Below are 26,559 nucleotides of genomic sequence, written 5' to 3'. Positions count from 1 at the left end.
ATGTTCATAGGAATGACGTCGGAAGGATCTCATTCCTGCGATTGGCAGCGCTTCAGGAGCGCTTCGAGCGCGCGGTCCGGCATGCCGCTCTCGCGCAGCGCGACGACCGTGCGGCTCACGTAATCGAAAGTCGTGCCATAGCGGCCGCTCGCGCAGCCGAGCACCGTGCGCACGACCGGATCGGCGAGCTTGCCGGTGTAGGACGTGGCGTCGCGCCGCATCACGAACGCGAGCGCCGCGACGCGCCGGCCGTCCGCGAGCGTGCACGGCAGCCATGCGGGCCGGTAGGACGCCATCGCCATTTCGCGTCGCCAGAGCACTTCGAGATGTTCCTGCGCGCCTTCTCCGTCGAGACGGAACGCGATACCGGTGCACGAGCCGCCGCGATCGAGCGCGAGCACGAGGCCGGGCTGCTCGGGCGTGCCGCGATTCACGCGCGACCACAGATAAAGCCCGCGATGATAGCCGTGTACCTTGCTGCGCACGGCTTCGACGGTCGGCAGCCCCGGGTTCCAGATCAGCGATCCGTAGCCGAAGAGCCACAAATCGGACTTCCCATCCCAGTTCCTCAACGTATGTTCGCGCGACACGGCGAGTTCTTCGTCGGTGAGGAGCGGCGAGTCGACGAGCTTCGGCGGATAGTCCGCCGGAACGGGCGCCGACGTGGGCGCAAGCGACTGGATTTCGGGCGTCTCGTCTTTCACGGCGGCTCGGGCGTCGTCAGGGAATCGGAACGTAGGGATCGGAAAAGCCGAGCGCGCGCATGATGTCGGTCTCGATCGATTCCATTTCGGCGGCTTCGATGTCGTCCTCGTGATCGTAGCCTTGAGCATGCAGCGTTCCATGCACGATCAGATGCGCGTAGTGCGCGGCGAGCGGCTTGCCCTGCTCGGCGGCTTCCTTCTCGACGACGGGACAGCACAGGATGAGGTCGCCCGCGACCGGATCGTCTTCCGATTCGGCGTAGGCGAAGGTGAGCACGTTGGTCGCGTAATCCTTCTGGCGATACGTGCGGTTGAGCGTGCGTCCCTCGTCTTCGCCGACGAAGCGGATGGTCAGCTCGGCGTCGGCGAAGAGCGACGCCTTGATCCAGCGCGCGACCGTCGCGCGCGGCAGGACGGCCTTGTGCGACGGATACGCCTTCGCGGCGGGGAACTGCATCGTCAGCGCGAGTTTGTGCGGGCGTGTCATGGGCGAATGATCGGGCGGCCCGCTATTCCGGGCGTTGCGCCGACTTCGCCGCCTCGGCGAGCGCGGCGTCCTTCTGCGTCTGCGCGTCGTAAGCCTCGACGATGCGCGCGACCAGCGGATGCCGCACCACGTCGGCCGACGTGAAATGCGTGAGCGCGATGCCGCGCACGTCGGTCAGTACGTGCTGCGCCTCGACGAGCCCGCTCTTGTGGCCGCGCGGCAGATCGACCTGCGTCGTATCGCCGGTGACGACCGCCTTCGAGCCGAAGCCGATCCGCGTCAGGAACATCTTCATCTGCTCGGGCGTGGTGTTCTGCGCTTCGTCGAGGATGATGAACGCGTGATTCAGCGTGCGGCCGCGCATGTACGCGAGCGGCGCGATCTCGATCATCTGGCGCTCGAACATCTTCGCGGTCTTGTCGAAGCCGAGCAGGTCGTAGAGCGCGTCGTACAAGGGGCGCAGATATGGATCGACTTTCTGCGCGAGATCGCCCGGCAAGAAGCCGAGCCGCTCGCCGGCTTCCACGGCGGGACGCGTCAGCACGATGCGTTTCACCTGATCGCGTTCGAGCGCATCGACCGCGCACGCCACCGCGAGATAGGTCTTGCCCGTGCCCGCCGGACCGATGCCGAAGGTCAGGTCGTGGGCGATGATCTGGCGCAGATACTCGCGCTGCGCGGGCGTGCGGCCGCGCAGGTCGGCGCGCCGCGTATAGAGCTTCGGGCCGGGATCTTCGGTTTCATCGAGATCGATGGTCGCGCTCGGTTCGTCGAACGGATGATCCGGGTCGCCGCGAAAACGCGGATCGACCGGTTGATCGTTCTGACCATTGCCGTTGTTCGGCCCGCGCGTGCGCCGCTGCGCATGGCGCGCCTCGACCAGCGCGAGCTGGATGTCGTCGACGGAAATCGGGTCGCGCGCGCGGTTGTAGAAGTTTTCGAGCGCCGCGAGCGCCACTTTCGCGCCGCGTCCGCGAATCGAGATCTTGTGGCCGCGCCTCGACAGCGTCACGTCGAGCGCCTGCTCGATCTGCCGCAGGTTTTCGTCCAGCGGGCCGCAGAGGTTGGCGAGCCGCGCGTTGTCTTCGCGCGGTGCGGTGAATTCCAGATGCTGCTGAGGAGCGGTCTTCAAGGCGAAAGTGGGTGTCCGGTCTGGGTGCTGCTCAATGTGTGGTCGAAGGCGCCATGATCAAGGCGCCGCGCAGCGAGTGCGGATACGCGTGATTGATCTCGACGTCGATCATCTGGCCGACGAGCCGCGCGTGCGAAGCCACCGGCGCCGGGAAATTCACCACGCGGTTGTTTGCCGTGCGGCCGGCGAGTTCGGTCGGGTCCTTGCGCGACGGGCCTTCCACCAGAATACGCTGCACCGAGCCGAGCATCGAATTGCTGATTTTCGTGACGTTCGCTTCGATGGTCGCCTGCAAATGTTGCAGCCGCTTGAGCTTCACTTCGCGCGGCGTGTCGTCGTGCAGGTTCGCGGCGGGCGTGCCGGGGCGCGGGCTGTAGATGAACGAAAAACTCGTGTCGTAGCTCATCTCGTCGACGAGCGCCATCATCTTCGCAAAATCTTCCTCGGTTTCGCCCGGAAAGCCGACGATCATGTCCGTCGACAGCGACAGGTCGGGGCGAATTGCCCGCAGCTTGCGGATCACCGATTTGTATTCGAGCACCGTGTAGCCGCGCTTCATCGCCATCAGAATGCGGTCGGAGCCGTGCTGCACCGGCAGATGCAGGTGGGAAACGAGCTTCGGCACCTTCGCGTAGGTGTCGATCAGGCGCTGCGTGAATTCCTTCGGATGCGACGTCGTGTAGCGAATCCGCTCGATGCCCGGCACGTCGGCCACGTATTCGATCAGCGTGGCAAAGTCCGCAATGTCGTGCGAGCCGGACGTGAGCGGACCGCGATACGCGTTCACGTTCTGGCCGAGCAGCGTGACTTCGCGCACGCCCTGGTCGGCGAGGCCGGCGATTTCGGTCAGCACGTCATCCAGCGGGCGCGACACTTCCTCGCCGCGCGTGTACGGCACGACGCAATAGCTGCAGTACTTGCTGCAGCCTTCCATGATCGAGACGAACGCGCTCGGACCCTCGACGCGCGCGGGCGGCAAGTGGTCGAACTTTTCGATTTCGGGGAAGGAAATGTCCACTTGCGCGCGGCCGGTCGAACGACGCTTGTCGATCATCTCGGGCAGGCGATGCAACGTCTGCGGGCCGAACACGAGATCGACGTAGGGCGCGCGCGAGATGATCGACGCGCCTTCCTGGCTTGCGACACAGCCGCCGACGCCGATCAGCAGATTCGGGTTCGCCTCCTTCAGTTCGCGCACGCGGCCCAAGTCCGAGAAGACTTTTTCCTGCGCCTTTTCGCGCACCGAGCAGGTGTTGAACAGAATGACGTCCGCGTCTTCGGGCGTGTCCGTCTTGACGAGGCCTTCCGCTGCGCCGAGGACGTCGACCATCTTGTCGGAGTCGTACTCGTTCATCTGGCAGCCAAAGGTTTTTACATAAACTTTCTTGGTCATGAATTTCGCCGGTCGCAGTTGTTAACCTGGGGGCGCGGTAATCGAGGTTGAAGGGGCGCTTATTGTTCTAATTTAGCCCGCTATTATAGCGCCCGCCGATTCCTTACGTTTCGGCCGGCCGCAGGCGTCGGGCGGGTAGGCGAGATCGCCGAGCAGCTCGGCGGTCGCCGTCGCGAAACGTTCGACCAGAAAATCCAGCAACACGCGCACGCGCGGCGCCATGTAACGGTTCGCGTGAAACAGCGCGTGAACCGCCGCTTCGTGCGTGCACCAGTCGGGCAGCAGCATCTTGAGCGTGCCGGCGCGCACGTCGGCGGCGATATCCCAGATCGACTTGTGCGCGATGCCGTGGCCCGCCAGCGCCCACGCGCGGGTCAATGCGCCGTCGTTCGATTCCCACGACCCCTCGACCGGCATCGTGAAGCTCGCGCGTTCGTCGCCGCGCACGAAGTTCAGCTCGTTCAAAGGCCCCGTCGACGTGACGCCGATCACGAACTGATGGCCTGCGAGATCGGCGGGCGCGGCGGGCGTGCCGCGCCGCGCCAGATAGTCGGGCGACGCGCACAGCACGCGCCGGTTCGGTGCCAGCAGCCGCGAGGCGAGGCCGCTGTCGGGCGGCGCGCCGAAGCGGATCGCGAGATCGATGTCCTCTTGCAGCAGATTCGACACCGAATCGGACAGCGTCAGCGCGAAACGCACGTCGGGATAGCGCGCGTTGAAATCGTCGAGCCAGCCGCGCAGCAGATAGCGTCCGAAATCCGACGTCGCGGAAATGCGCACCTTGCCGCGCACGAGATTCTGGCCGGCTTGCAGCGCGGCTTCGGCGTCGTCGATAGCTTGCAGCGCGATGCGGCAATGCTGGAGATAGAGGCGCCCTTCGTCGGTGACGCGCAACTGGCGCGTCGTGCGCTCGAAAAGCCGCGCATGCAGCGACTTTTCGAGCTTGATGAGACGCGCGCTCGCCGCCGCAGGCGACAAGCCGAGCTTGCGCCCCGCCGCCGACAGGCTGCCGAGCGCCGCCGCTTCCACGAAAAGGCGCATGTCGCCGAGCCGGTCCATCGCCATGTGCAGATTCTCAATTCAGATTTGATAATGATTCAAATGCTACGCCAATTATCAAAACAATGCGCGTCGCGCAGAATGCGCGCATTGTGCTCGTGCCTCGGGTTTTCCCGAGGCATCACTGTCCGGAGAAATGTCCATGCAACTCGATCACGTGACGATCGTCGCGACCGATTGCGAAGCGATGAAAGATTTTTTCGTCGACGTCGCGGGAATGACGCTCGGGACGCGGCCGCCGTTCGGCGTCGGCGGGTACTGGCTTTATCTCGACGGGCGGCCGGTCGTGCATCTGATCGCGTCGTGCGCGACTTCCGGCGCTCAGCCGCCAGCGACCCGCATCGACCATCTGGCGCTGCGTGTCGAAGGCGAAACAGCGTGGGAAGCGTTGCTCGACCGCCTGCATCGCCACGGCACGGCCTATCAACTCGCGGAAGTCCCGATTACGGGAGAGCTTCAACTGTTCGTCCGGCTCGCGCCGGCTGTCGTCGTGGAATTCGTGACGACGCGCACCCGACCATCCACAGGAATTTGACATGCCCATTCCACTTCTCGCGCTGGCGATCAGCGCATTCGCGATCGGCACGACCGAATTCGTGATCATGGGGCTGTTGCCCAACGTCGCCCGCGATCTCGCGGTGTCGATTCCGTCGGCCGGTTTGCTCGTGACGGGCTACGCGCTCGGCGTCGCCGTCGGCGCGCCGCTGCTCGCGGTGCTCACGAGCCGGATGCCGCGCAAGCTCGCGCTGCAATTGCTGATGGCGGTGTTCATCGTCGGCAACGTGCTGTGCGCCGTCGCGCCGGGCTACGGCTTGCTGATGGTCGCGCGCGTGGTGACGTCCTTCGCGCACGGTTCGTTCTTCGGCATCGGCGCGGTGGTCGCGGCGTCGCTCGTGCCGGCGGAAAAGCGTGCGAGCGCCATCGCGCTGATGTTCACCGGGCTCACGCTCGCGAACGTGCTCGGCGTGCCGTTCGGGACCTTCATCGGCCAGGAATTCGGCTGGCGCGCGACCTTCTGGATCGTCGCGGGGCTCGGCGTGCTGTCGGCGCTCGGCGTGACGGCGCTCGTCCCCAACCGGCACGATGCCGGTCCGAGCCGTCTCGGCCACGAAGTGCGCGTGCTGAAAGACCGCCAGGTCTGGCTCGCGCTCGCGATGACCGTGATCGGCTTCGGCGGCGTGTTCGTCGTGTTCACCTATATCGCGCCGATCCTGGAGCAGGTCGGCGGCTTCTCGCCGCGCGGCGTGACGCTCGTGCTCGTCTTGTTCGGCGTCGGGCTGACGATCGGCAACACGATCGGCGGCAAGCTCGCGGACCGCGCGCTGATGCCTTCGCTGATGGGCATCCTGATCGCGCTCGCGCTCGTGATGGCCGTCTTCGCGACGACGAGCCACAGTCAGATCGGCACCATCGTGACGGTCTTCGTGTGGGGCATCGCGGCGTTCGCGACGGTGCCGCCGCTGCAGACGCGCGTCGTCGAGAAGGCGAAAGCCGCGCCGAACCTCGCTTCGACGCTCAATATCGGCGCGTTCAACGTCGGCAATGCGGGCGGCGCGTGGCTCGGCGGCGTGGTGCTGGAGCGCGGGCACCCGCTCGATTCGCTGCCGTGGGTCGCGGCGGCGGTCGCGATCGTCGCGCTCGCGGTGACGTGGTACGCGGCGCGGCTCGACGCGCGGCCCGTGGTGAGCGGCGCGAAGGCTGTCGACGCCTGAGAGTCGGCTGGCGGATGTCGACCGATTATGATGTCGGCTCAACGTAACCGAGCCATCATGATCGACCATCTCATCTGTGACTGCGACGGCGTGCTCGTCGACAGCGAAGTCATCGCCGATCGCGTCATGCTGGAGGCGCTGACCGAAAACTTCCCCGGCGTCGATTTCGAGCCGGTGATGAAGACGGCGTTCGGCCAGCAGACCTCGCGCTTCCTCACGCATCTCGAAACGAAGTTCGGCATCGCGATGCCCGCCGGCTTCGTCGATACGCTCGGCGAGCGCGTGAGCCTCGAGCTGGCGCGCTCGGTCGGACCGATCGCCGGCGTGTGTCGTGCGCTGCGACGCGTGAGCCTGCCGGTGGCGGTGGTGTCGAACAGCGGGATGGAGCGCGTGCGCGCGTCGGTGCGGCGCGCGGGACTCGACGAGATCGTCGGGGAACGCCTCTTCAGCGCCGAGCAGGTCGCGAAGCCGAAGCCTTATCCCGACGTCTATCTGTTCGCGGCGAAAACGCTCGGCGTGGCCCCGGAGCGCTGTCTCGTCATCGAGGACAGCATCGCCGGACTGACGGCCGCGCGCGCCGCCGGCATGATGACGATCGCGTTCGTCGGCGCGAGCCACATTCCGGGTGGCTACGCGCAAGTGCTGCGCGAGAGCGGCGTCACGCGCATCATCGATTCGATGGACGACTTGCCCGCACTCGTCGAGGCGGGCATGCGCGGCCAATTCCGCGGCGTGCAGTCTTAAGCCTGGACGGTTTCTTCCTCCACGACTTCCCGCGCGGCCGCCAGCGCCGCGCGGAATTCGACCAGTTCCGCGATCGTCAGCATCGGCAGGCCGTGCTCGGCCGCGAAGCGTTCGACCTGTGCGCCGCGCGTCATGGTTCCGTCGGCGTTCATCAGTTCGCACAGCACGCCGGCGGGTTTCAAACCGGCGAGGATCGCCAGGTCGACCGTGCCTTCCGTATGCCCGCGACGCGCGAGCACGCCGCCCGGCATCGCGCGCAGCGGAAACACGTGACCGGGGCGCACGATGTCGGCGGGTTTTGCGTCGTCGGCGATGGCGGCGCGGATCGTCGTCACGCGATCGGCCGCCGAGACGCCCGTCGTCACGCCGTCGCACGCTTCGATCGACACCGTGAACGCCGTGCCGTAGCGGCTGCCGTTGGCGGCGGCCATCGGCGGGAGTTCGAGCGCGCGCACGGTCTCGTCGGGCAGGCACAGGCACACGATCCCGCTGCATTCGCGGATCAGGAGCGCCATCGTGGCATCGGTGATTTTTTCAGCGGCGACGATCAGATCGGCTTCGTTCTCGCGGTCGTGATCGTCTTGCAACACGACGGCGCGGCCATCGCGCATGGCTTCCAGCGCGGCGGCGATGCGTGGCGGAACGTCGACGGACGCGAGCAGGGAAAGATCGGCGAAGGAGTCGTCGGCGATGACGGACGGTGCCGCAAAAGACGGGTTCTGAATAGAAACGGACATGTGAAACGCTCTCGCTAAGGAATGGGCGAAAAACGTTTCAGGGCATTGCAGAAAGGCATAACGACACCCGGACCGCGCCGTTTGCACGACGCCGTCTGGTCCGGCACGCAACGCGCGCCGTCACCGTGGGAACGGACATGACCATCTGCACATCTTCTTCCATCCGGACTATGACCGTCGGCTCTGGCTTCGCACCAGATCTGCTGACCCCGCCGATCCTGCCGGCGGGCGCTCGCGGGCTCGTGAAAGGCGTTTCGGCCCTTGCACATACCGCCGGTGGGGAATTTCGCCCCGCCCTGAAGACGCACTGATTTCCCGCTAATTAAGCAACTAGCGGAGATTTCAGGATACAACAGACCGGCGAAAGTTGCAGCACGGCGCGACCGCGAATCTGCCGGAAAGCGACATCACGCGTCCGCCCACGCCTTCGCCGCGTTGATCGCGCGCTGCCAGCCGGCGAGGCACGCGTCGACGTCCGCTTTTTGCATCGACGGCGTGAAGCGGCGTTCGAGCTTCCACTGCTGCTTCAGTTCGTCGACGTCCTTCCAGTAACCGACCGCCAGCCCGGCGAGATAGGCCGCGCCGAGCGCGGTCGTTTCCGCGACCTGCGGACGCACGACATCGACGCCGAGAATGTCGGCCTGGAACTGCATCAGCAGGTTGTTCGCGCATGCGCCGCCATCGACGCGCAATTCCGCGATCCCGCCGCCCGAGTCCGCTTCCATCGCCTTCAGCACGTCGAGCGACTGATACGCGATCGAATCGAGCGCCGCGCGCGCGATGTGGCCCGCGCTCGTGCCGCGCGTCACGCCGAACAAAGTGCCGCGCGCCCGCGCGTTCCAGTGAGGCGCGCCGAGGCCCGCGAACGCCGGCACGAGATAGACGCCGTCGCAATGCGGCACGCCGCGCGCGAGCGTTTCGATTTCGCTCGCGCTCTTGATGAGGCCGAGGCCGTCGCGCAGCCACTGCACCACCGCGCCCGCGATGAAGATGCTCCCCTCCAGCGCATAGTTGATCTGGCCGCCGATCTGCCAGGCGATTGTCGTGACGAGGTTGTTGCGCGATTCGATCGGCTTGTCGCCGGTGTTCATAACCAGGAAGCAGCCGGTGCCGTAGGTGTTCTTCACCATGCCGGGTTCCGTGCACATCTGGCCGAAGAGGGCGGCGTGCTGGTCGCCGGCGATCCCGCCGAGCGCGATTTTCGACGCGAACACGGTGGTTTTGGTCGGTCCGTAGATTTCCGACGACGCTCTCACCTCGGGCAGCATGCTGCGCGGAATGTCGAGCGCGTCGAGCAGTTCGTCGTCCCATTGCAGCGTGTGGATGTTGAACAGCATCGTGCGCGACGCGTTGGTGACGTCGGTGATGTGCAGTTCGTGCCGCGTGAAATTCCACACGAGCCAACTGTCGACGGTGCCGAACGCGAGGCGTCCCTGCCGCGCCTTCTCGCGCGCGCCGTCGACGTTATCGAGAATCCAGCGGATCTTGGTGGCCGAGAAATACGAATCGATCGGCAAGCCGGTTTTCGCGCGGACTGTTTCTTCGAGTCCCTGCGCTTTCAACTCGTCGCAGAATTCCGCGGTGCGCCGGTCCTGCCAGACGATCGCGTTGTAGATCGGATGGCCGGTGTCGCGGTCCCAGACGATGGTCGTCTCGCGCTGGTTCGTGATGCCGATCGCGGCAATCGACGTGCCGTTCAGCCCCGCGCGCGTGACCGCTTCGGCCGCGACGCCCGCCTGCGTCGACCAGATTTCCTGCGGATCGTGTTCGACCCAGCCGGGCTGCGGATAGATCTGCTGGAATTCCTTCTGCGCCATCGACACGACGTTGCCGTTGCGGTCGAACAGCATGGCGCGGGAACTCGTCGTGCCCTGGTCGAGCGCGAGGACGTACTGATCCTGCATGGTCTTCTCCACTGGTTTTTTAAGGACGCTTTGTTCTTCGTTCGATGCCTTCAAGGCGAGTGTAGCCGCGATGCCGCGCGCAATGACGGCGCAGTCGGGGTCGCGCTCGCGAGCCAGCGGTCGATGCGCTGGCTCACTTCGTCGAGCGACGCGCGGCCGATATGCAACCCGAGCTTCGAGCGGCGCCACAGCACGTCCTCGGCGCGCAACGCCCATTCGTTGTCGCGCAGGTAGCGCAGTTCAGCTTCGTAGAGACCGGGCGCGAACGCTTCGCCGAGTTCTTCGACGGAGCGCGCCGCGCCGATCACCCGCGCCGCACGCGTGCCGTACGCGCGCGCATAGCGGCGCGCGAGCGCGGGAGGAAGCCACGGATGATGCTGTTGGAATTCGCGAAGAAAGCGCTCGAAGTCGGCATCCGCGAAATCGCCGCCCGGCAGCGGCACGCCTTCGGTCCACGTGCGCGCGGGTGACTGCAACGCGTCGGCGAGCTTGTCGACGGCCTCTTCCGCGAGCTTGCGGAAGGTCGTGATCTTGCCGCCGAAAACGGACAGGAGCGGAGCGCCGCCGGCGTCGAGTTCCAGCAGATAGTCGCGCGTGACCGCCGATGCGTTCTCCGCTGTCTCGTCTTCGAGGAGCGGCCGCACGCCGGAGTAGCTCCAGCAGACGTCTTCCGGCGAGATGTGATGCTTGAAATAGCGGTTGATCGAATCGCAGAGATAGCGGATTTCGTCGGCGCCGATTTCGACCTTCGATGCGTCGCCGCCGTATTCGATATCGGTCGTGCCGATCAGCGTGTAGTCGGCCTCATACGGAATCGCGAAGATGATCCGCTTGTCGGGGTTCTGGAAGATGTACGCGTGGTCGTGCGAGAACAGACGCTTCGTCACGATGTGGCTGCCTTTCACGAGCCGCACGCTGTGCCGTGTTCTCGTGTTGCCGAGCGCGCCCTTGAGCAGGTCGCCGACCCACGGACCCGCCGCGTTGGCGATGGCGCGGGCGTGCACGTCGATGCGCTCGCCGGCCGGCCCTTCGAGCGTCGCGTGCCATTCGCCCTCCGAGCGCTCGGCGCCGACGAGCCGCGTGCGCGTCAGGACGGTCGCGCCGCGCTCGTGCGCGTCGAGCGCGTTGAGCGCAACGAGGCGTGCGTCGTCGACCCAGCCGTCGGAGTAGACGAAGCCGCGCCGGATCGAATCGACGAGCGGCTCGCCTGCCGGATGCCGGCGCATGTCGATGCCCCGCGAACCGGGCAGCAATTCGCGCCGCGCGAGGTGATCGTAGAGAAAAAGGCCCGCGCGGATCATCCAGGCGGGGCGCAGGTTCGGCATGTGCGGCATGACGAAGCGCAGCGGCCACATGATGTGCGGCGCGGCGTGCAGCAACACCTCGCGCTCCTGCAACGCCTTGCGCACGAGCTTGAACTCGCCGTATTCCAGATAACGCAGCCCGCCGTGAATGAGCTTCGTGCTCGACGACGACGTGTGCGAAGCGAGGTCGTCCTTTTCGCACAGCAGCACGGACAGGCCGCGGCCGGCCGCGTCGCGCGCGATGCCCGCACCGTTGATGCCGCCTCCCACCACGAGCAAGTCGTACTGTCCGCGCTGCGCCACGTTGGTCCTCTCCCGTCCGCCAAAGGAAAATCTGACGAACCTGTAATGTTCGAATTCGAAATCTAACGAACATAAACGAAAAAGTAAAGTCGGCCGAATGGGCTAGGTGTTTTCGCCGATGCCGGAACGCTTCGTCATTTGTGCGTACGCCATCTGGCCGAGTGGCGCGAATACGCGCTCCGGCCGATACTTGGGCGTCGAGGGAAAACCAAAAGGTGGATGCGATGCGAAAGCTGTTTTGCGTGGGCGCGGCGGGCGCGCTATTGCTCGCGGGTTGCGTGGGCACGCCGAGCCTGAGCGGCACGCCGGGCGCGCCGTCGTTCAGTGCGTTGCAGGAGATCTGTGGAAGCGCGTCGGCGGACTACGGTCCCGACGCGCAGGACGTCTATTCGGCGTTCTTCGACGCCTACGTCGCGTTCAGGCGCAACGGGCTTTCGAAGGAGCGCTTCTGCGCGTTCCAGGGCGCGATCGCGGAGCGGCACGCCGCCTATGCGGCCAACCCTGGCCCGCAGGCACAGAATGCATGGGCGAGCTTTTTCCTCGACCAGCGCGCGCAGGCATTGAGCTGGCGTGCAGCCGTCGATCCGACGTTGCGGGCAGGATGATCGGGAATGAACCCGCGCGCGGCGGCGAAGCCGGGCGCGAGCTTTCAACAGGGAAAAAGCAAAGCAGAAGCGCGCTATGAGAACCGCTTGAACGCCTTCATCGTCGAGTCGCCTGAGGCCGTGAGGCGCCATTGTTGTCGTCCGGACGCGAGGTTTTCGAGCTGGACGAGTTGACGTTCGAGCAGGGCGTCGAGTTCTTCGCGCGCCATTTCGACTTGATTCGGAGCTTCCTGAACTAGCAGCAGCGTGGCAAATTCGTGCGGACTCAGCATCTCGTGTTCTCCATGACGACAGAACGGCACATAAGTGACCGGCTAAGGCCGGCGCTCAAGGCTCGCAACGTTGCGTGGGGGAACTGCAATAGCCGGGCAGACGCAGTGTTCTTCAGGCTTTTTTGAGGCTGCGGGTGCCGGGAATCTGGATTGTAGGGAAAGTGTCTGACGAGTGCCAAACGGTTGCGGAAAATATTGGGTTTGACTTTTCTTGGACGCGAAAGCGGTCCGTCGAAGAAGCGAGTTCGGAGAATTCACTTGAACTTCGCGCCGCACTGCACACAGCAACGCGGCTTCCGGGCGGGGCTAATCGGCGATGTAGACCTGCGTGCTGGCGGCCGCGAGTGCATCGGCCATTTCGGGCGGCGTCGGTGCGTCGGTGAAGAGCGCGTGGATCTGGTTCAGATGGCCGAGCCGCACGAGCGCTGGACGGCCGAATTTTGAGTGATCGGCCGCCAGAAAGACGGTGCGCGCGTGCTGGATGATCGCCTCGGCGACGCGCACTTCGCGCGTGTCGAAGTCGCGCAGCGTGCCGTCTTCCTCGATGCTCGAGGTGCCGATGATCGCGAAGTCGACCTTGAATTGACGAATGAAATCAATCGCCAGTTCGCCGACAATGCCCTTGTCCCACGGCCGCACGATGCCGCCAGTGACGAGCACTTCGCAATCGGGATAGCCGCCCATCATGCTTGCCACGTTCAGGTTGTTCGTGATGACGCGCAGCCCGCGGTGCCGGTTCAGCGCCCGCGCGACTTCTTCGGTGGTGGTGCCGAGGTTGATGAAAAGCGAGGCCTGGTCGGGAATATGCGTGGCGACGAGCGCCGCGATGCGTCGCTTTTCGTCGTGGAACATGCGCTGGCGCGCGGTGTACGAGACGTTCTCCGAACTGGTCGGCAGGCTCGCGCCGCCGTGGTAGCGGCGCAGCAGGTTCATGTCGGAGAGCCAGTTGACGTCGCGCCGGATGGTTTGCGGCGTCACCTCGAAATGCGCGGCGAGATCGTCGACGGTCACGAAGCCGTCGCGTTGCACCCAGTCGAGCAGTTCCTGCTGTCGTGCGTTCAAGGTGAGGCGGGGGTCTCGTGTCATGGCGATGTTCTTTTGCGAGCGGCGCGCATCGTTTTGTTAGCCCTATTGTAAGTTGGAAATGTTCGAACGAACGACAGACCTATGCGGCGAGGTAGACTGATGTGAGGGCTTCATTAATTTGATGTTGTTTTTCGCAAGCGTTCGCGATGGAACGCCCGGCTTTCATGCGTTTCGTTGTTTTTGAAAACCACGCGAGCCGCCGCCGGCCGTCCCGGCGCTCCCGGCGCGCCAGCCGCACCCGAACTGGAATCCCATGACCCGCTTCAACTGGCAAAACCCGTATCCGACGCCGCGTCTGCCCGTCTTCGCCCGCAACATCGTTTCCACTTCGCATCCGCTCGCTGCGCAAGTCGGTCTGCGCATGTTGTGGAAGGGCGGCAATGCCGTCGATGCCGCAATCGCCGCCGCGGCCGCGATCACCGTCGTCGAGCCGGTATCGTGCGGTTTGGGCGGCGATGCGTTCGCACTCGTCTGGGACGGCGCGAAGCTGCACGGTTTGAATGCATCGGGCGTGTCGCCGGCGGCGTGGAACGTCGACTACTTCAAACGCAAGTACGGTGAGGAGAACGGCCTCGCGAAGCAGCCAAAGCGCGGCTGGGACACGGTCACCGTGCCCGGCGTGATCGCGGGCTGGGAAGCGCTGCACGCGAAATTCGGCTCGCTGCCTTTCGGCGACCTGATGGAACCGGCCATCGAGATTGCCGAGCGCGGGCACGCCGTGGCGAGCATCGTGGCGTACAAATGGGCGGCGGCGGTGCCGGAACTGAAGGACCAGCCGGGTTTCGCCGACGTTTTCATGCCGCGCGGCCGCGCACCCGACATCAGTGAACTGGTCCGCTTTCCGGGCCACGCGAAGACACTGCGCAAGCTGGCAGAGCAAGGCCCGCGCGCGTTCTATGAAGGCGAGATCGCCGAGCGCATCGCGGCGTATGCGAAGGAAGGCGGCGCCGCGCTGACGGCCACGGATCTGCGCAACTACCAGGCCGACTGGGTCGAGCCGATCAGCAAGGACTATCGCGGCCACACCGTGCACGAGATCCCGCCGAACGGACAGGGCATCGCCGCGCTGATCGCGCTCGGCATCCTCGACAAGTTCGACGTCAACGCGCTCACCGTCGATCGCATCGAGTCGCAGCATCTGCAGATCGAGGCGATGAAGCTCGCATTTGCCGACGTGTATCGCTATGTCGCCGATCCGCGCTCGATGGAAGTGACGCCCGAGCAGATGCTCGACGACGCCTATCTGACCGAACGCGCGAAGCTGATCGATCCGAAGAAGGCCACGCAATTCAACTTCGGCATGCCCAAGGCGGGCGGCACGATCTACATGTCGGTCGCGGACGAGCGCGGCATGATGGTGAGCTTCATCCAGTCCAATTACATGGGCTTCGGCTCGGGCGTGGTCGTACCGGACACGGGCATCGCGCTGCAGAATCGCGGCTGCGGATTCTCGATGGATCCGAAATCGGCGAACGTCGTCGAAGGCGGCAAGCGGCCGTTCCACACGATCATCCCCGCGTTTCTCACGCAGGAGGTCGACGGCAAACACGAGGCAGTGATGAGCTTCGGCGTCATGGGCGGGGACATGCAGCCGCAGGGCCATTTGCAGTCGATCGTGCGGATGCTCGACTACGGCCAGCAGCCGCAGGCCGCCTGCGATGCGCCGCGCTGGAAGGTGAATCACGACTTCACCATCGACATCGAGTCGACGCTCTCCGCCGAAACGGCGCGTGCGCTCGAAGGGCTCGGCCACACGATTAAGTCGGTCGACGATCCCTACATGGACTTCGGCTCGGGGCAATACATCTGGAAGCTCGACCGCAACGATCCGGAGCGCGGTTATGTCGCGGCAAGCGACAGCCGGCGCGACGGGCTTGCTGCCGGATTCTGATCATCGATTTGACCGGCGACAAGCTGCGCCCGGTCACTAGTCGGACAATTCCTGCGGTGCTCATAAGGGGCGGTCTACGGACCGCTTTCGACCTTTACAGAATGCTGTTTCAGTTCGGCCGTATTTGTCTAAAAAACGTGGCTGGGGAATGAATCGTGCTCATCAGAGCGCCGGCATTAGGAACTGTGCCTGCATTTCGCGAGTCTGTGAGTAGTCTGCAAGTTCGTTGCAGGACGGCTAAGATGGAAAAGTAACGCCGTCAATTGCCTGCTCATCGGCCGACTTACCGGCCGATGAAGCATTTCGAAGACGCTGCGACCGAACCGTTCGCGGCTTACCTGAACCTCCGGCTTCATGACCGGAGACGTGTTCAGTACAGCTTGGGAGCGCGCTACATGCACACTGACCATACTTATGTAATGCCATGGCGAATCGAGGACATCGACTTGAGCCGTATCGACCGGCACAAGGCGGTGTCGAACGAGCATCTGCTGCTGTTGCTGTGTGCCTGCTCGTTCATCGAAAGCGGCACGGATCTATACACGAGCAACCTGAGCAAGTATTTCAACGACGATCCGGAGATCTCCGCGTGGCTCAATAACGAGTGGGAGCCCGAGGAGATGCAGCATGGGCGCGCGCTCAAGACCTACATTCATCACGTGTGGCCCGAATTCGACTGGGACACGGCATTCAAGAATTTTTTTGCGGAGTACTCGCTCACCTGTTCGATGGAGGATTTCGAAAAGAAGCGGGCGCTCGAGATGGTGGCGCGCTGCGTCGTCGAGACGGGCACGGCGACGCTCTATCGTGCGATCAACGAATGTTCCGACGAACCGGTGCTCAAGCAGATCACCGACAACATCCGTACCGACGAAGTCCGCCATTACAAGCACTTTTTCCGCTTTTTCAAGAAGTACAACAAGATTGAAGGCAACGGGCGCATGGCCGTGCTGGGCGCGCTGATGCGCCGCGTGCTGGAACTCAAGAACGAAGATTCGGAAATCGCGCTGCGACATGTGTTCGCGATCCGCTATCCGGAGCGTGTGCGCGATTCGGCGTACAACCGCGAACTGTCGTCGCATGTGAACAAGCTCGTGCGACGGAATTTGTCGGCCGACATGTGTGTGAAGATGCTGCTGAAGCCGCTCGACCTGCCCGCGCGCATCCAGCCGGGCCTGCTTTATCCGCTTGCGAAGATCACCCAGCACGTGTTCTTCCGCTAGGCTTGACGCATCCGCGCCGGCCGGCTTGTCGCCGAATGCAAAGGCCCGCTGCCGCGGGCCTTTCGTTTTTTTCAACCATCGGAAGACAACGTCCATGACCCACTCCGATTCCGCCAGCTCGCGGCCCATCGAGCAGAGCGCGTTCGACGAATGGCCGCCCGAGTTGCGTTCGCTCTTCGACGGCACGTCGATCGAGACCAAGGGCGGATTTACGGCGTCGCTGCTCGCAGTCGATGAAGCAGGGCGCGTGCGCACGTCGCTCCTGAGCCTCGGCGAACTGTTCGCGCCCGACACGCGCACGCTCAGCTTCGCGCTCTGGCCGAAGTCGCGCGCGGCGCAGGCAATCGCATCGACGCGCCGCGCGACCCTTACATTCGTCTTCGACGCAGCGTTCTATCAGGTTCAACTGGAAGCGCGTCCGGTGCCGCTCGATGACGCATCGCTCGCATGCTTCGTCGCGACCATCGAAACAGGCGAGTGGCAGCGCGTCGGCTATGCGCGGCTGACGAGCGGGATCGTTTTCGAACTGGACGACGGCGAGGCCGTGATGACGCGCTGGCGCGCGCAAGTGGAGATGCTGAAGCGGGCGGCGAGCGCCGCCGCTTGAGAGACGCGCGGGCGCTCGTTCGTCGAACGGCGCCCGCCGTGCCGCGGATTTAACGCCCGCGCTGGCCCGAGCGCGGCGTGTCGCGGCGGCCGTTGCCGCCTTCGCTGCGCGGCTTGCCGCCGAGCAGCGAACCCGGATTCGGAGACAGTCCGTTGCGCTGACCGTTCGAATGCGCCGCGCGCGGCGCGTCGGTCTTGCCGTTGGGCTTCGCCGCTGCGGGTTTTTGCGACGAGCGCGAGCCATTGTTATTGCCGCCCGCGGGCTTGGCGCCCGCCGGCTTCGCACCGCCGTTGCCGCCTGCGCCGTCGCGTCGCGGCGCGCCTTGTCCCTGACGCGGCGAGCGCTGGCCGCCGCCGCCACCGCCCTGGCTGCGTCGCTGGATCGGCTCGGCCTTCGCGTTCGGGTCCGGTTCGAAGCCTTCGATCACTTCCTGCGGGATCGGACGCTTGATGAGCCGCTCGATATCCTTCAGCAATTGATGCTCGTCGACGCAAACCAGCGACACCGCTTCGCCCGTCGCGCCCGCGCGGCCCGTGCGGCCGATGCGGTGCACGTAGTCTTCCGGCACGTTCGGCAAATCGTAATTCACGACATGCGGAAGCTGGTCGATGTCGATGCCGCGCGCGGCGATATCGGTCGCGACGAGCACCTGCAACGTCTGGTCCTTAAACTCGGCGAGCGCGCGCGTGCGCGCCGACTGGCTCTTGTTGCCGTGAATCGCGAGCGCGCTGATGCCGTCCTTGCCGAGCTGCTCGGCAAGGCGGTTCGCGCCGTGCTTCGTGCGCGTGAAGACGAGCACCTGGAACCAGTTGTGACGCTTGATCAGGTGCGTGAGCATTTCACGCTTCTTGTCGCGATCGACGGGGTGGATCTTTTGCGCAACCGTCTCGGCCGTCGTGTTGCGCCGCGCGACTTCGATCAGCGCGGGCGAGTCAAGGAGGTTGTCGGCGAGCGTCTTGATCTCGTCGGAAAAGGTGGCCGAGAACAGCAGGTTCTGGCGCTTCGGCGGCAGCTTCGCGAGCACGCGCTTGATGTCGTGGATGAAGCCCATGTCGAGCATGCGGTCGGCTTCGTCGAGCACGAGAATCTCGATATGCGACAAGTCGATGGTCTTCTGCTGCATGTGATCGAGCAGGCGCCCGGGCGTCGCGACGACGATGTCGATGCCGCGCTTCAACGCATCGATTTGCGGATTGATGCCGACGCCGCCAAACATCACGGTCGACTTCAGCTTCAGGTATTTGCCATACGCGCGCACGCTTTCCTCGACCTGTGCGGCGAGTTCGCGCGTCGGCGTGAGGATCAGCGCGCGGACATGGCGCTTGGCGCCTGCGGGCGCCGGCGACATCTGCGAGAGACGCTGCAGGATCGGCAGCGTGAAGCCGGCGGTCTTGCCGGTGCCGGTTTGCGCGCCGGCGAGCAGGTCGCCGCCGTTCAGGACGGCCGGAATTGCCTGGAGCTGGATCGGCGTGGGGCTGGTGTAGCCAAGTTCGTTGACGGCACGCAGCAGGGGTTCGGACAAGCCGAGAGAATCAAAAGACATAGAGTGTTCGCACTTTCGGTATGACGACCGGCGCTGACGCTTCATGGCCGCCAATGCGGCCTGTGCGCTGACTTCAGCGCGCGGGCGACGATCGAGGAAATCGGGCGGCATGGCGTCCGGCGCGCGTTCGCGCTGCCGGGCGCATCGAAGATGCCGCGAAGTTCGGCGCGCTATCAAGACACGTCGACTGGCGTTAAGTTGCATCCAGCTCGCTTGACGAGCGTGTCATGCGCGTCTCACGCGACATAGCGCGCGACGCTGACGAATTGACACAGGCTGCCTGCCAGCACGAACAGGTGCCAGATGCCGTGGCCGTGCCGGATGCGCTCGTCGTTGATGAAAAAATAGATACCGGCGCTATAGATCACGCCGCCCGCCACCAGCCACGCAGTGCCTGCGGGCGGCAGCGCCGAAACGAGCGGACGGACGGCTACGAGCGCGAGCCAGCCCATCAACACGTAAAGCACCATCGAAACGCTGCGGGTTCGGCGCCCGAGCGTGAGTTCCTGCACGATGCCGAGGACAGCGAGCCCCCAGCTCACGCCGAACAGCGACCAGCCCCACGGACCACGCAGCGTGACGAGCGTGAACGGGGTGTAGCTGCCTGCGATCAGCAAGTAGATTGCCGAATGATCGCATTTTTGCAGTACCGCCTTGACGCGCGGATTGCGCGCCCAGTGATACAGCGTCGAAATGGCGTACAGCGCGAAAAGCATCGCGCCGTAGATCGCGAAGCTCACGATCTTGTACGGATCGCCTTCGAACGAGGCCATCGTGACGAGCGCCGCCAGTCCTGCCACCGACAGCACCGTGCCGATCAGGTGACTGATACTGTTGAACCGCTCGCCAAAAACCATTGCATGCCCTCGTTGCGCTTCGCGGTTGCCCGCGTGTCACGAAGCGCCGGCCACCAAAGACAAGGGGCGCGGCCCCGACTCGAAGGCTGCGCCCCAGCATCTATTGTACGCTGTCTGCGTTTATTGTCAGTCGAGCGGCGCCGATCTCAGATTGCTGACCTGTTGCGGCGACACCGGCGTGCCGTGGTTGCCCCACGACATACGGATGTACGTCACGACCGCGGCGACTTCCGTATCCGACAGCGCCTGCGCGAACGGCGGCATGCCGTGCGGCATCGGGTTGCCACCCGTGCTCGGCGGATAACCGCCGTTGAGCGTCATGCGGATCGGGTTGACGGCCGACGGCATCTGGATCGACTGGTTGTTCGCGAGCGGCGGATAAGCCGGCGGCTTGCCGAGCCCGTTCTCCGCGTGACACTTCGCGCAGTTCTCCGTGTAGACCTTCTTGCCCGTCTGCAGCAGTTCGGTGCCGAATTTCTCCGACGTCTCGAGCTGCATCGTTTCCGGCGCTTCCTTCTTCTGCGGGATCGACTTGAGATACGTCGACATCGCGTTGATGTCCGCGTCGGACATGTACTGCAGGCTGTTGTGGACCACTTCGGCCATCGGCCCGAACACCGCGCCGCGCTGCGACACGCCGGTCTTCAGCAGGTCGTTGATGTCCTTGATGTCCCAGTCGCCGAGGCCGGCTTCCTTGTTCGACGTGAGCGACGGCGCGTACCAGTTCTGCAGCGGGATCAGACCGCCGGCGAACGCCGCCGAGTTGACCGGGCCGCCCATCGCGTTGATCGACGTGTGGCACATGCCGCAGTGGCCGAGGCCTTCGACGAGATACGCGCCACGGTTCCATTCGACCGACTTCGTCGGGTCCGGCTTGTACTCGCCTTCGCTGAAGAACAGCGTGCGCCAGCCGATCAGCAGATTGCGGTTGTTGAACGGGAAACGCAGTTCGTGCGGCCGGCTCGCGACCGACAGCGGCGGGACCGAGCGCAGGTAGGCGTAGATGGCGTCCGAGTCGGCGCGCGTGACCTTCGTGTAGCTCGTGAACGGGAAGCCCGGGTACAGCAGGCTGCCGTCTTTGGAACGGCCCGTGTGCATCGCGCGATAGAAGTCATCCGACGTCCACTTGCCGATGCCGTATTGGTCGTCCGGCGTGATGTTCGGCGTGAACATCGTGCCGAACGGCGTCGCCATCGGCAGGCCACCGCCGAATTCCTTGCCGCCGCGCACCGTGTGGCACGCGATACAGTCGCCGGCGCGGGCGAGATACTCGCCCTGCTTGATGAGCGCGGCTTTGTCCGCGGGCGTGGCCGCGACGGCGCCGCCCGAATGGAGAGTGTCGCCGCCCGACCAGAGGACGGCGCCGGCTGCGACGGCTGCCACGACGACAGCCGAAAGTGCGAACAGGGACTTGCGTTTCATTGTGTTGTCGCTCCTCGCGCCTTATTGCGGTTCGCTGCCGCAGGTGAGCGGCATCTTCAACGAGCCAGCGGGCGCGGGCACCGGGTTGGCGGGTGCGGTTTGCGTCGAGAGCCATGCGGCGACGGCGGTGACGTCGTCGTCCGTCAGGCGGGAGGCGATTTGCTGCATGCAGTCCGGTGCCTTCGCGTGACGCGTGCCCGAACGCCATGCGCCGACCTGCGCGCTGATGTAGTCGGCGTGCAGGCCGACGAGACCCGGAATGGCCGGCTGCATGCCGGTCAGCGGTTTGCCGTGACACGCGGCGCAGGCGGGAATCTGTTTCGACGCGTCGCCGTTCAGCACGATCTGCTGGCCGCGCGCGAGCGTGGACTGCGACACGTTGCTCTTCGCGGGCTGAGGATACGGCGGGCGCTGCTGCGAGAAGTACGTCGCGATCTGATGAAGGTAGTCGTCCGAGAGATACGTGACGAGGTAGTTCATCGGCGGGTACTTGCGGCGCCCTTCGCGGAAATTCTGCAACTGGTTGTACAGATAGTCGGCGGGCTTGCCGGCAAGACGCGGGAAATAGTCGTTGTCCGTGCCTTCGCCGTGCACGCCGTGGCACGCGGTGCAGCCTTGCACGCGGGCGGCCATCGTATCAGGGGCGATCGGCTGGTTTTGCGCCTGCGCGGCATTGAAAGCGCCAGCGCTGCCAATCAGTGCCAGGCCGAGCAACGAGGCGAGCAGCGGACGGTATTTGCGTCTTGAAGACACGCGACACTCCATGAAATTCGGGGACCTGCCGAGCTTCGTTCGGCTCGGTGCGAAAGTGGCGAACTACTCAGTGGCGAGCTCGTACCGCTCGAAGCTGCTACCACAAAAGGCTCGACGAGCCTCTGATGCGACGCGGCATTCTATCATCGTTGCATGATGATGACTATTTGGGCTTGGCCTTCCACAGCGGGCGCTGCGGCGTTTCCGCGACAATTTGTCACGTCGTTTCGACGCGGTCGATTGGCGCGCGGGATGGCCTTGTCACGGGCTTTTCACTCGCGCCCCATCGACAAACCTTCGACCCGCGTCCGCCCCGGTCGGGGTGGGCAAAAGTATCAAGGCGTTTCAATACGTGCATGCGAAGCGCCCGTTCGACTAGACTTCGCGGGCTGCATGCGTCCTCTTTCATCCCTGCCGACCGTTCTTTTCCTCCCGATGACGTCCGTATCGCAATCACCGATCCCGCCTGCCCGTCCGACCGCCGGGGAGCGCCCATGAACGACGATCCGCTCTGGCTCGCGCAGGTCGCCTTTGCCGCGCTCGGCGACATCGCCTTCGCCTCGATGCTCGGCGCCGTCCTCATGAACGGATGGCTCTCGAAGGAGAAGGCCTTCGCCACGGTCTCGCCCGCGCGCTTCGGCTGGGCGCGCGCGCGGCGCATCGGTTCAGGCGGCGCGCTCGTACTCGCGTTCGCGAATCTCGTGCTGCTGTGGCTGCAGGCAGCATCGATGAGCGGCGTGCCGGTCATGGAAGCGGGCGCGTCGGTGTGGACGGTTCTCACGGCGACGCACGCCGGCACCGGCTGGGCGATCGCATTCGCCGGCAGCGTCCTGCTCGTGCTCGCCACCGCGTCCGGTGCGCCGATGGGCGCCGGGCGGCTCGCGTTCGCCGCATTCGGAGCGCTCGTCGCGGCGGCGGGCAAAGCGTCGGTCGGACATGCGGCCGATGCGGGCGCCTTTTCGGTCGCCGAGGTCGTGCAGACGCTGCACCTGCTCGCGACGGGCGTCTGGGGCGGAGTCGTGATCGCGGGCGCGTTCGCGGTGCTGCCCGCGCTCGGGACATCGCTTGCGCGCGCGTTTCTGATCCGCATCGCGGGGAAGATGTCGACGATGGCGGTGGTCGCGGTCGTGCTCGTCATCGCGACGGGCGTCTTCAATGCGCTGCGCGGGCTCGGCGGCGCGGCGAGCGTGTTGCAGCAGAGCGTCTGGGGGCACGTGCTGATCGTGAAGGCCGTGCTCGTCGCGACGGCGCTGATCTTCGGCGGCCTCAACCGGTGGTCGGCATTGCCGCGCTTGCGGCGCACCGCGTCGACGGTCGATGCGCATACCGTCACGAACGTGATGCGCGTCGAAGGTCTGCTGATGATCGGGGTGTTCGTGGCGGCGTCCGTGCTGTCGCACAGCGTGCCGGGATTCGCGTTCGGCGGATAAGGCCGTGCGGTGTTGGCTGGCTCGCCGGCTGCGAAGTTCAGCCGGATTTCAGCCGGATCGCACGTTCATTCGTAGCCCAGCCTGTGACTGACGATTGGCGCGCAGAAGAGCGCCACCGCGCAACCCGCCGCCTTGCCCTGCAATTCGACGAACGCCCAGTGCGATTCAGGCGCGAAGGCGAACGCATCGACGAATTGCGGCAGGCAAAAGACCACGGCCGCGCCGGTGAAGCAGTGCGTGACCGTCGAGATGCGCCAGCCGTGCTGCACGCCGAGCGCCGCGCCGATCACGCGCATCACGCCGAACAGGACCAGCGCGCCGACGGCCATCTGGGCACGGACATACTCGTCGGGGAAGGCGTAATACATACTCGTTTCTCGGTGGCGTTGACAGTTCATTCAAGCATAACTGCAACGTCCCGGACCGGTATGTAGGAGAGCGCGCAAAGAGGGCGGAAACATCGGCAGAAGCGCCGCCCGTCTCTCTTACCACTCCGCGACGCTGCCGTCCGCGTGACGCCACACCGGATTGCGCCAGCGATGACCGATCTTCGCCATTTCGCGCACCTTCTCCTCGTTCACTTCGATGCCGAGCCCCGGTCCCTGCGGAATCCCGACCATGCCGTCTTCGTACTTGAAGACCTCCGGATTGCGGATGTAGTCGAGCAGGTCGTTGCCCTTGTTGTAGTGAATGCCGAGGCTCTGCTCCTGGATGAACGCGTTGTAGCTGACCGCATCGAGTTGCAGGCAGCACGCGAGCGCGATCGGTCCGAGCGGGCAGTGCAGCGCCAGCGCCACGTCGTAGGCCTCCGCCATCGACGCGATCTTGCGGCATTCCGTGATCCCGCCCGCATGCGACGCGTCCGGCTGGATGATGTCGACGTAGCCGCCCGCCAGGACGTGCTTGAAGTCCCAGCGCGAATAAAGGCGCTCGCCGAGGGCGATCGGCGTGCTCGTCTGGTTGACGATGTCGCGCAACGCTTCCGCGTTCTCCGAGAGCACCGGCTCCTCGATGAACATCAGCTTGAACGGGTCGAGTTCCTTCGCGAGCACCTTCGCCATCGGCTTGTGCACGCGGCCGTGGAAATCCACGCCGATGCCGACGTTCGGGCCGACCGCCTCGCGCACCGCGCGCACGTTGTCGATGACGCCTTGCACCTTGTCGAAGGTGTCGATGATCTGCAGCTCTTCCGAGCCGTTCATCTTGATCGCCTTGAAGCCGCGCTCGACCACCGCGCGCGCGTTGTTCGCGACGTCGCTCGGACGATCGCCGCCGATCCACGAATACACTTTGATCTTGTCGCGCACCTGGCCGCCGAGCAGCGCATGCACGGGCACGCCGTGATGCTTGCCCTTGATGTCCCACAGCGCCTGGTCGACGCCCGCGATCGCGCTCATGCCGATCGGCCCGCCGCGATAGAAGCCCGAGCGGTACATCACCTGCCAGTGGTCTTCGATGAGAAGCGGGTCTTTTCCGATCAGATAGTCGGCGAGTTCGTCGACGGCGGCGGCGACCGTGTGGGCGCGCCCTTCGACGACCGGCTCGCCCCAGCCGACGATGCCTTCGTCGGTTTCGATCTTGAGGAAGCACCAGCGCGGCGGAACGATGAAGGTTTCGAGTTTGGTGATTTTCATGAGTAGCGTCTCCAGGCGTGAAATGACATGCTATCAAAAAATCTCGCTGTGGTCGTATTAATAGTACTATTGAGAATGAAAAATTCTTTTCGTGCGCGCCGATCGCCGATAATCCGCGCCTGACCGAAATGATAAGGAGACTGTCATTCAGCACGATCTTCACGGCCGCGTGGCATTCGAACTCGGCACCGGCATCCTGCGCGGCGACTTTGCGCCAGGCACGACGCTGCCTCGCGAAGCGGAACTGATGGAGCGCTTCGGCGTCAGCCGCACGGTGCTGCGCGAAGCGTTGCGCACGCTGACGTCGAAAGGGCTGATCGGATCGCGGCCGAAGGTCGGCACGCGCGTGCGGGCGCGCGAGATGTGGAACATGCTCGATACCGACGTCCTCGAATGGTATTCGCGGGTCGCGCCGCCGCTTCAGTTCGCGCTCAAGTTGCAGGAGATGCGCGAGATGGTCGAGCCCTTTGCGGCCGCGCTCGCCGCGAGGAATCACCAGAGCGCGACGCTCGCGATGCTCACCGACGCGCATCGCGCGATGGCCGCCGCGCAGAACGTCGACGAATGGGTGCGCGCCGACCTGCGGTTCCACCTGGGCGTGCTCACCGCGTGCAGCAACGAACTGCTGATCCCGCTCGGCACGCTGATCGAACGCACGCTCGAAGCGCAGTTGCGCTTGAACGCCAAGCGCGCCGAGGTCTACAACGCGGCGCTTGCCGAGCACACGGCCGTGTACGACGCGATCGTCGCACGCGACGAAGCCGGCGCCCGCCGCGCGATGGCAGGCCTTCTCGGCGTGACGCGCGAGCGCATCGAAACCTGATCTACAGCGCGTTCAGCGGAATCTTCAGGTAGGTCGTGCCGTTGCCGGCCGCGTGCGGAAGCTGGCCTGCACGGATGTTCACCTGGATGGCCGGCAGGATCAGCGTCGGCATGTCGAGCGTGGCGTCGCGCGCTTCGCGCATGGCGACGAATTCGTCCTCCGTCTTGCCCGCGCCGACGTGGATGTTGTCCGCGCGCTGGGCGGCGACCGTGGTTTCCCAATGCGGCTCGCGTGTCGGAGGCGGATAGTCGTGGCAGACGAAGAGCCGCGTTTCGTCGGGAAGCGCGAGCAGCCGTCCGATCGAGCGGTACAGCGTGCGCGCGTCGCCGCCCGGAAAGTCGCAGCGCGCGGTGCCGACGTCCGGCATGAAAAGCGTATCGCCGACGAATACCGCGTCGCCGATGCGATACGCCATGTCGGCGGGCGTGTGTCCCGGGACGTACATCGCCGATGCCTGCAGTTCGCCGATCCTGAATGCCTCGCCGTCGCCGAAGAGATGATCGAACTGCGAACCGTCGAGCTGAAACTCCGGTTCGAGATCGAAGATCTTCTTGAACACGCCCTGCACGGTGCGAATCGATTCGCCGATCGCGATCTTCCCGCCCAGTTGCCGCTGCAGATACGGCGCCGCCGATAGATGATCGGCGTGCGCATGCGTTTCCAGTATCCACTTGACGCCGAGGCCCGTTTCGCGGATGAACGCCATGACGGCATCGGCGGAACGCGTCGACGTGCGCGCGGCCTTGGGGTCGTAGTCGAGCACCGAATCGACGATGGCGCATGCCGAACCGGGTTTCCCGTACACGACGTAAGTCATCGTGCCGGTGTTGAGGTCGAAGAAAGGCTGGACGGACGGCTGCACGATCGCGTTCCCTCCGACGAAATCGGTTGCGCTGGCTGTGTCGATAGTATGCACGGGACGCGGGCAATTCGA

At 64.8% G+C, this 26,559-nt stretch carries 26 protein-coding genes and 1 riboswitch; of the genes, 9 read left to right on the top strand and 17 right to left on the bottom strand.

Going from position 1 to position 26,559, the window contains the following annotated elements; all coding sequences use genetic code 11:
• Positions 1-29: 29 nt before the first annotated feature.
• From AWB66_RS18445 to AWB66_RS18425, 5 genes are all read right to left on the bottom strand, one after another.
• Positions 30-704 (bottom strand): gamma-glutamylcyclotransferase, encoded by a 675-nt coding sequence (locus tag AWB66_RS18445; protein ID WP_200819012.1) that lies wholly within the window; start codon positions 702-704, stop codon positions 30-32.
• 16 nt (positions 705-720) lie between these two features.
• A complete protein-coding gene (ybeY, locus tag AWB66_RS18440; protein ID WP_087631612.1) occupies positions 721-1,191 on the bottom strand; it encodes an rRNA maturation RNase YbeY in 471 nt (156 codons plus the stop codon).
• Positions 1,192-1,213: 22 nt separating this feature from the next.
• The gene (locus AWB66_RS18435) at positions 1,214-2,323 is read right to left on the bottom strand and encodes a PhoH family protein (protein ID WP_087631611.1); all 1,110 of its coding nucleotides are present in this window, start codon (positions 2,321-2,323) and stop codon (positions 1,214-1,216) included.
• Between the two features lie 31 nt (positions 2,324-2,354).
• Positions 2,355-3,716, bottom strand: coding sequence for a tRNA (N6-isopentenyl adenosine(37)-C2)-methylthiotransferase MiaB (gene miaB, locus AWB66_RS18430; protein WP_087631610.1), 1,362 nt, complete (start codon positions 3,714-3,716; stop codon positions 2,355-2,357).
• A 72-nt stretch (positions 3,717-3,788) separates the two neighbouring features.
• Complete coding sequence (locus AWB66_RS18425) at positions 3,789-4,775, bottom strand: LysR family transcriptional regulator (RefSeq protein ID WP_087631651.1); 987 nt, start codon at positions 4,773-4,775, stop codon at positions 3,789-3,791.
• Positions 4,776-4,917: 142 nt separating this feature from the next.
• On the opposite strand from AWB66_RS18425, the gene AWB66_RS18420 reads away from it, so the two are divergent.
• From AWB66_RS18420 to AWB66_RS18410, 3 genes are read left to right on the top strand one after another with little or no spacing between them, the layout of a single operon-like run.
• Positions 4,918-5,310: a VOC family protein gene (locus AWB66_RS18420; RefSeq protein ID WP_087631609.1), complete on the top strand. Its 393-nt coding sequence runs from the start codon at positions 4,918-4,920 to the stop codon at positions 5,308-5,310.
• Between the two features lies 1 nt (position 5,311).
• On the top strand, positions 5,312-6,487 hold the full coding sequence (locus AWB66_RS18415) for an MFS transporter (protein WP_087631608.1): 1,176 nt from the start codon (positions 5,312-5,314) through the stop codon (positions 6,485-6,487).
• 57 nt (positions 6,488-6,544) lie between these two features.
• Positions 6,545-7,231 (top strand): HAD family hydrolase, encoded by a 687-nt coding sequence (locus AWB66_RS18410; RefSeq protein ID WP_087631607.1) that lies wholly within the window; start codon positions 6,545-6,547, stop codon positions 7,229-7,231.
• On the opposite strand, the gene ribB is transcribed toward AWB66_RS18410, so the two are convergent.
• The 3 genes from ribB to glpD all read right to left on the bottom strand — a co-directional run bounded on the left by ribB (position 7,228) and on the right by glpD (position 11,479).
• Positions 7,228-7,968 (bottom strand): 3,4-dihydroxy-2-butanone-4-phosphate synthase, encoded by a 741-nt coding sequence (ribB, locus tag AWB66_RS18405; RefSeq protein WP_407642291.1) that lies wholly within the window; start codon positions 7,966-7,968, stop codon positions 7,228-7,230. The two genes, AWB66_RS18410 and ribB, sit on opposite strands and share 4 nt — an antisense overlap.
• Before the next feature lie 147 nt (positions 7,969-8,115).
• A riboswitch (FMN riboswitch) is annotated at positions 8,116-8,276 on the bottom strand.
• Positions 8,277-8,375: 99 nt separating this feature from the next.
• A complete protein-coding gene (gene glpK, locus AWB66_RS18400) occupies positions 8,376-9,872 on the bottom strand; it encodes a glycerol kinase GlpK (protein ID WP_087631649.1) in 1,497 nt (498 codons plus the stop codon).
• 50 nt (positions 9,873-9,922) lie between these two features.
• Positions 9,923-11,479: a glycerol-3-phosphate dehydrogenase gene (gene glpD / locus AWB66_RS18395; RefSeq protein WP_087631606.1), complete on the bottom strand. Its 1,557-nt coding sequence runs from the start codon at positions 11,477-11,479 to the stop codon at positions 9,923-9,925.
• A 224-nt stretch (positions 11,480-11,703) separates the two neighbouring features.
• Between glpD and AWB66_RS18390 the strand changes: the two genes are divergently transcribed.
• Entirely contained in the window at positions 11,704-12,084 is a 381-nt protein-coding gene (locus AWB66_RS18390) for a hypothetical protein (protein WP_087631648.1), read from the top strand.
• 74 nt (positions 12,085-12,158) lie between these two features.
• Here AWB66_RS18390 and AWB66_RS18385 read toward each other — a convergent pair whose 3' ends face one another.
• Complete coding sequence (locus AWB66_RS18385) at positions 12,159-12,356, bottom strand: hypothetical protein (RefSeq protein WP_062632610.1); 198 nt, start codon at positions 12,354-12,356, stop codon at positions 12,159-12,161.
• Between the two features lie 306 nt (positions 12,357-12,662).
• The gene (locus AWB66_RS18380; protein WP_062632611.1) at positions 12,663-13,442 is read right to left on the bottom strand and encodes a DeoR/GlpR family DNA-binding transcription regulator; all 780 of its coding nucleotides are present in this window, start codon (positions 13,440-13,442) and stop codon (positions 12,663-12,665) included.
• A gap of 253 nt (positions 13,443-13,695) precedes the next feature.
• On the opposite strand from AWB66_RS18380, the gene ggt reads away from it, so the two are divergent.
• The 3 genes from ggt (at position 13,696) to AWB66_RS18365 (ending at position 17,163) form a co-directional block, all read left to right on the top strand.
• Entirely contained in the window at positions 13,696-15,333 is a 1,638-nt protein-coding gene (ggt, locus tag AWB66_RS18375) for a gamma-glutamyltransferase (RefSeq protein WP_087631605.1), read from the top strand.
• A 395-nt stretch (positions 15,334-15,728) separates the two neighbouring features.
• Positions 15,729-16,556 carry a ferritin-like domain-containing protein gene (locus AWB66_RS18370; RefSeq protein ID WP_087631647.1) on the top strand — a complete coding sequence of 276 codons (828 nt, stop codon included), beginning with the start codon at positions 15,729-15,731 and terminating at the stop codon, positions 16,554-16,556.
• A 94-nt stretch (positions 16,557-16,650) separates the two neighbouring features.
• Positions 16,651-17,163, top strand: coding sequence for a hypothetical protein (locus tag AWB66_RS18365; protein ID WP_087631604.1), 513 nt, complete (start codon positions 16,651-16,653; stop codon positions 17,161-17,163).
• A gap of 49 nt (positions 17,164-17,212) precedes the next feature.
• On the opposite strand, the gene AWB66_RS18360 is transcribed toward AWB66_RS18365, so the two are convergent.
• From AWB66_RS18360 to AWB66_RS18345, 4 genes are all read right to left on the bottom strand, one after another.
• On the bottom strand, positions 17,213-18,706 hold the full coding sequence (locus AWB66_RS18360) for a DEAD/DEAH box helicase (RefSeq protein WP_087631603.1): 1,494 nt from the start codon (positions 18,704-18,706) through the stop codon (positions 17,213-17,215).
• Positions 18,707-18,942: 236 nt separating this feature from the next.
• Positions 18,943-19,563, bottom strand: a complete 621-nt coding sequence (gene trhA, locus AWB66_RS18355) for a PAQR family membrane homeostasis protein TrhA (protein ID WP_087631602.1) — start codon at positions 19,561-19,563, stop codon at positions 18,943-18,945.
• Positions 19,564-19,689: 126 nt separating this feature from the next.
• Entirely contained in the window at positions 19,690-20,985 is a 1,296-nt protein-coding gene (locus AWB66_RS18350; protein WP_087631601.1) for a c-type cytochrome, read from the bottom strand.
• 21 nt (positions 20,986-21,006) lie between these two features.
• On the bottom strand, positions 21,007-21,750 hold the full coding sequence (locus tag AWB66_RS18345; protein WP_087631600.1) for a c-type cytochrome: 744 nt from the start codon (positions 21,748-21,750) through the stop codon (positions 21,007-21,009).
• Between the two features lie 482 nt (positions 21,751-22,232).
• Here AWB66_RS18345 and AWB66_RS18340 point away from each other — a divergent pair, with 482 nt between their 5' ends.
• Positions 22,233-23,168: a CopD family protein gene (locus AWB66_RS18340; protein WP_087631599.1), complete on the top strand. Its 936-nt coding sequence runs from the start codon at positions 22,233-22,235 to the stop codon at positions 23,166-23,168.
• Positions 23,169-23,233: 65 nt separating this feature from the next.
• On the opposite strand, the gene AWB66_RS18335 is transcribed toward AWB66_RS18340, so the two are convergent.
• Entirely contained in the window at positions 23,234-23,536 is a 303-nt protein-coding gene (locus AWB66_RS18335) for a hypothetical protein (RefSeq protein WP_087631598.1), read from the bottom strand.
• A 117-nt stretch (positions 23,537-23,653) separates the two neighbouring features.
• Entirely contained in the window at positions 23,654-24,802 is a 1,149-nt protein-coding gene (dgoD, locus tag AWB66_RS18330; protein WP_087631597.1) for a galactonate dehydratase, read from the bottom strand.
• A gap of 145 nt (positions 24,803-24,947) precedes the next feature.
• Here dgoD and AWB66_RS18325 point away from each other — a divergent pair, with 145 nt between their 5' ends.
• Complete coding sequence (locus AWB66_RS18325) at positions 24,948-25,625, top strand: FadR/GntR family transcriptional regulator (protein ID WP_087631596.1); 678 nt, start codon at positions 24,948-24,950, stop codon at positions 25,623-25,625.
• Position 25,626: 1 nt separating this feature from the next.
• Here the strand turns inward: AWB66_RS18325 and AWB66_RS18320 are convergent, their stop codons facing one another.
• Positions 25,627-26,487, bottom strand: coding sequence for an MBL fold metallo-hydrolase (locus AWB66_RS18320; RefSeq protein WP_087631646.1), 861 nt, complete (start codon positions 26,485-26,487; stop codon positions 25,627-25,629).
• Positions 26,488-26,559 lie beyond the last annotated feature (72 nt).

Origin of the sequence: Caballeronia telluris, assembly GCF_001544495.1 — a bacterium.
Taxonomy (GTDB): Bacteria; Pseudomonadota; Gammaproteobacteria; order Burkholderiales; family Burkholderiaceae; genus Caballeronia; species Caballeronia telluris.
The sequence above is the reverse complement of the archived record's forward strand: the minus strand, read 5'-3'. Positions and strand labels throughout refer to the sequence as shown.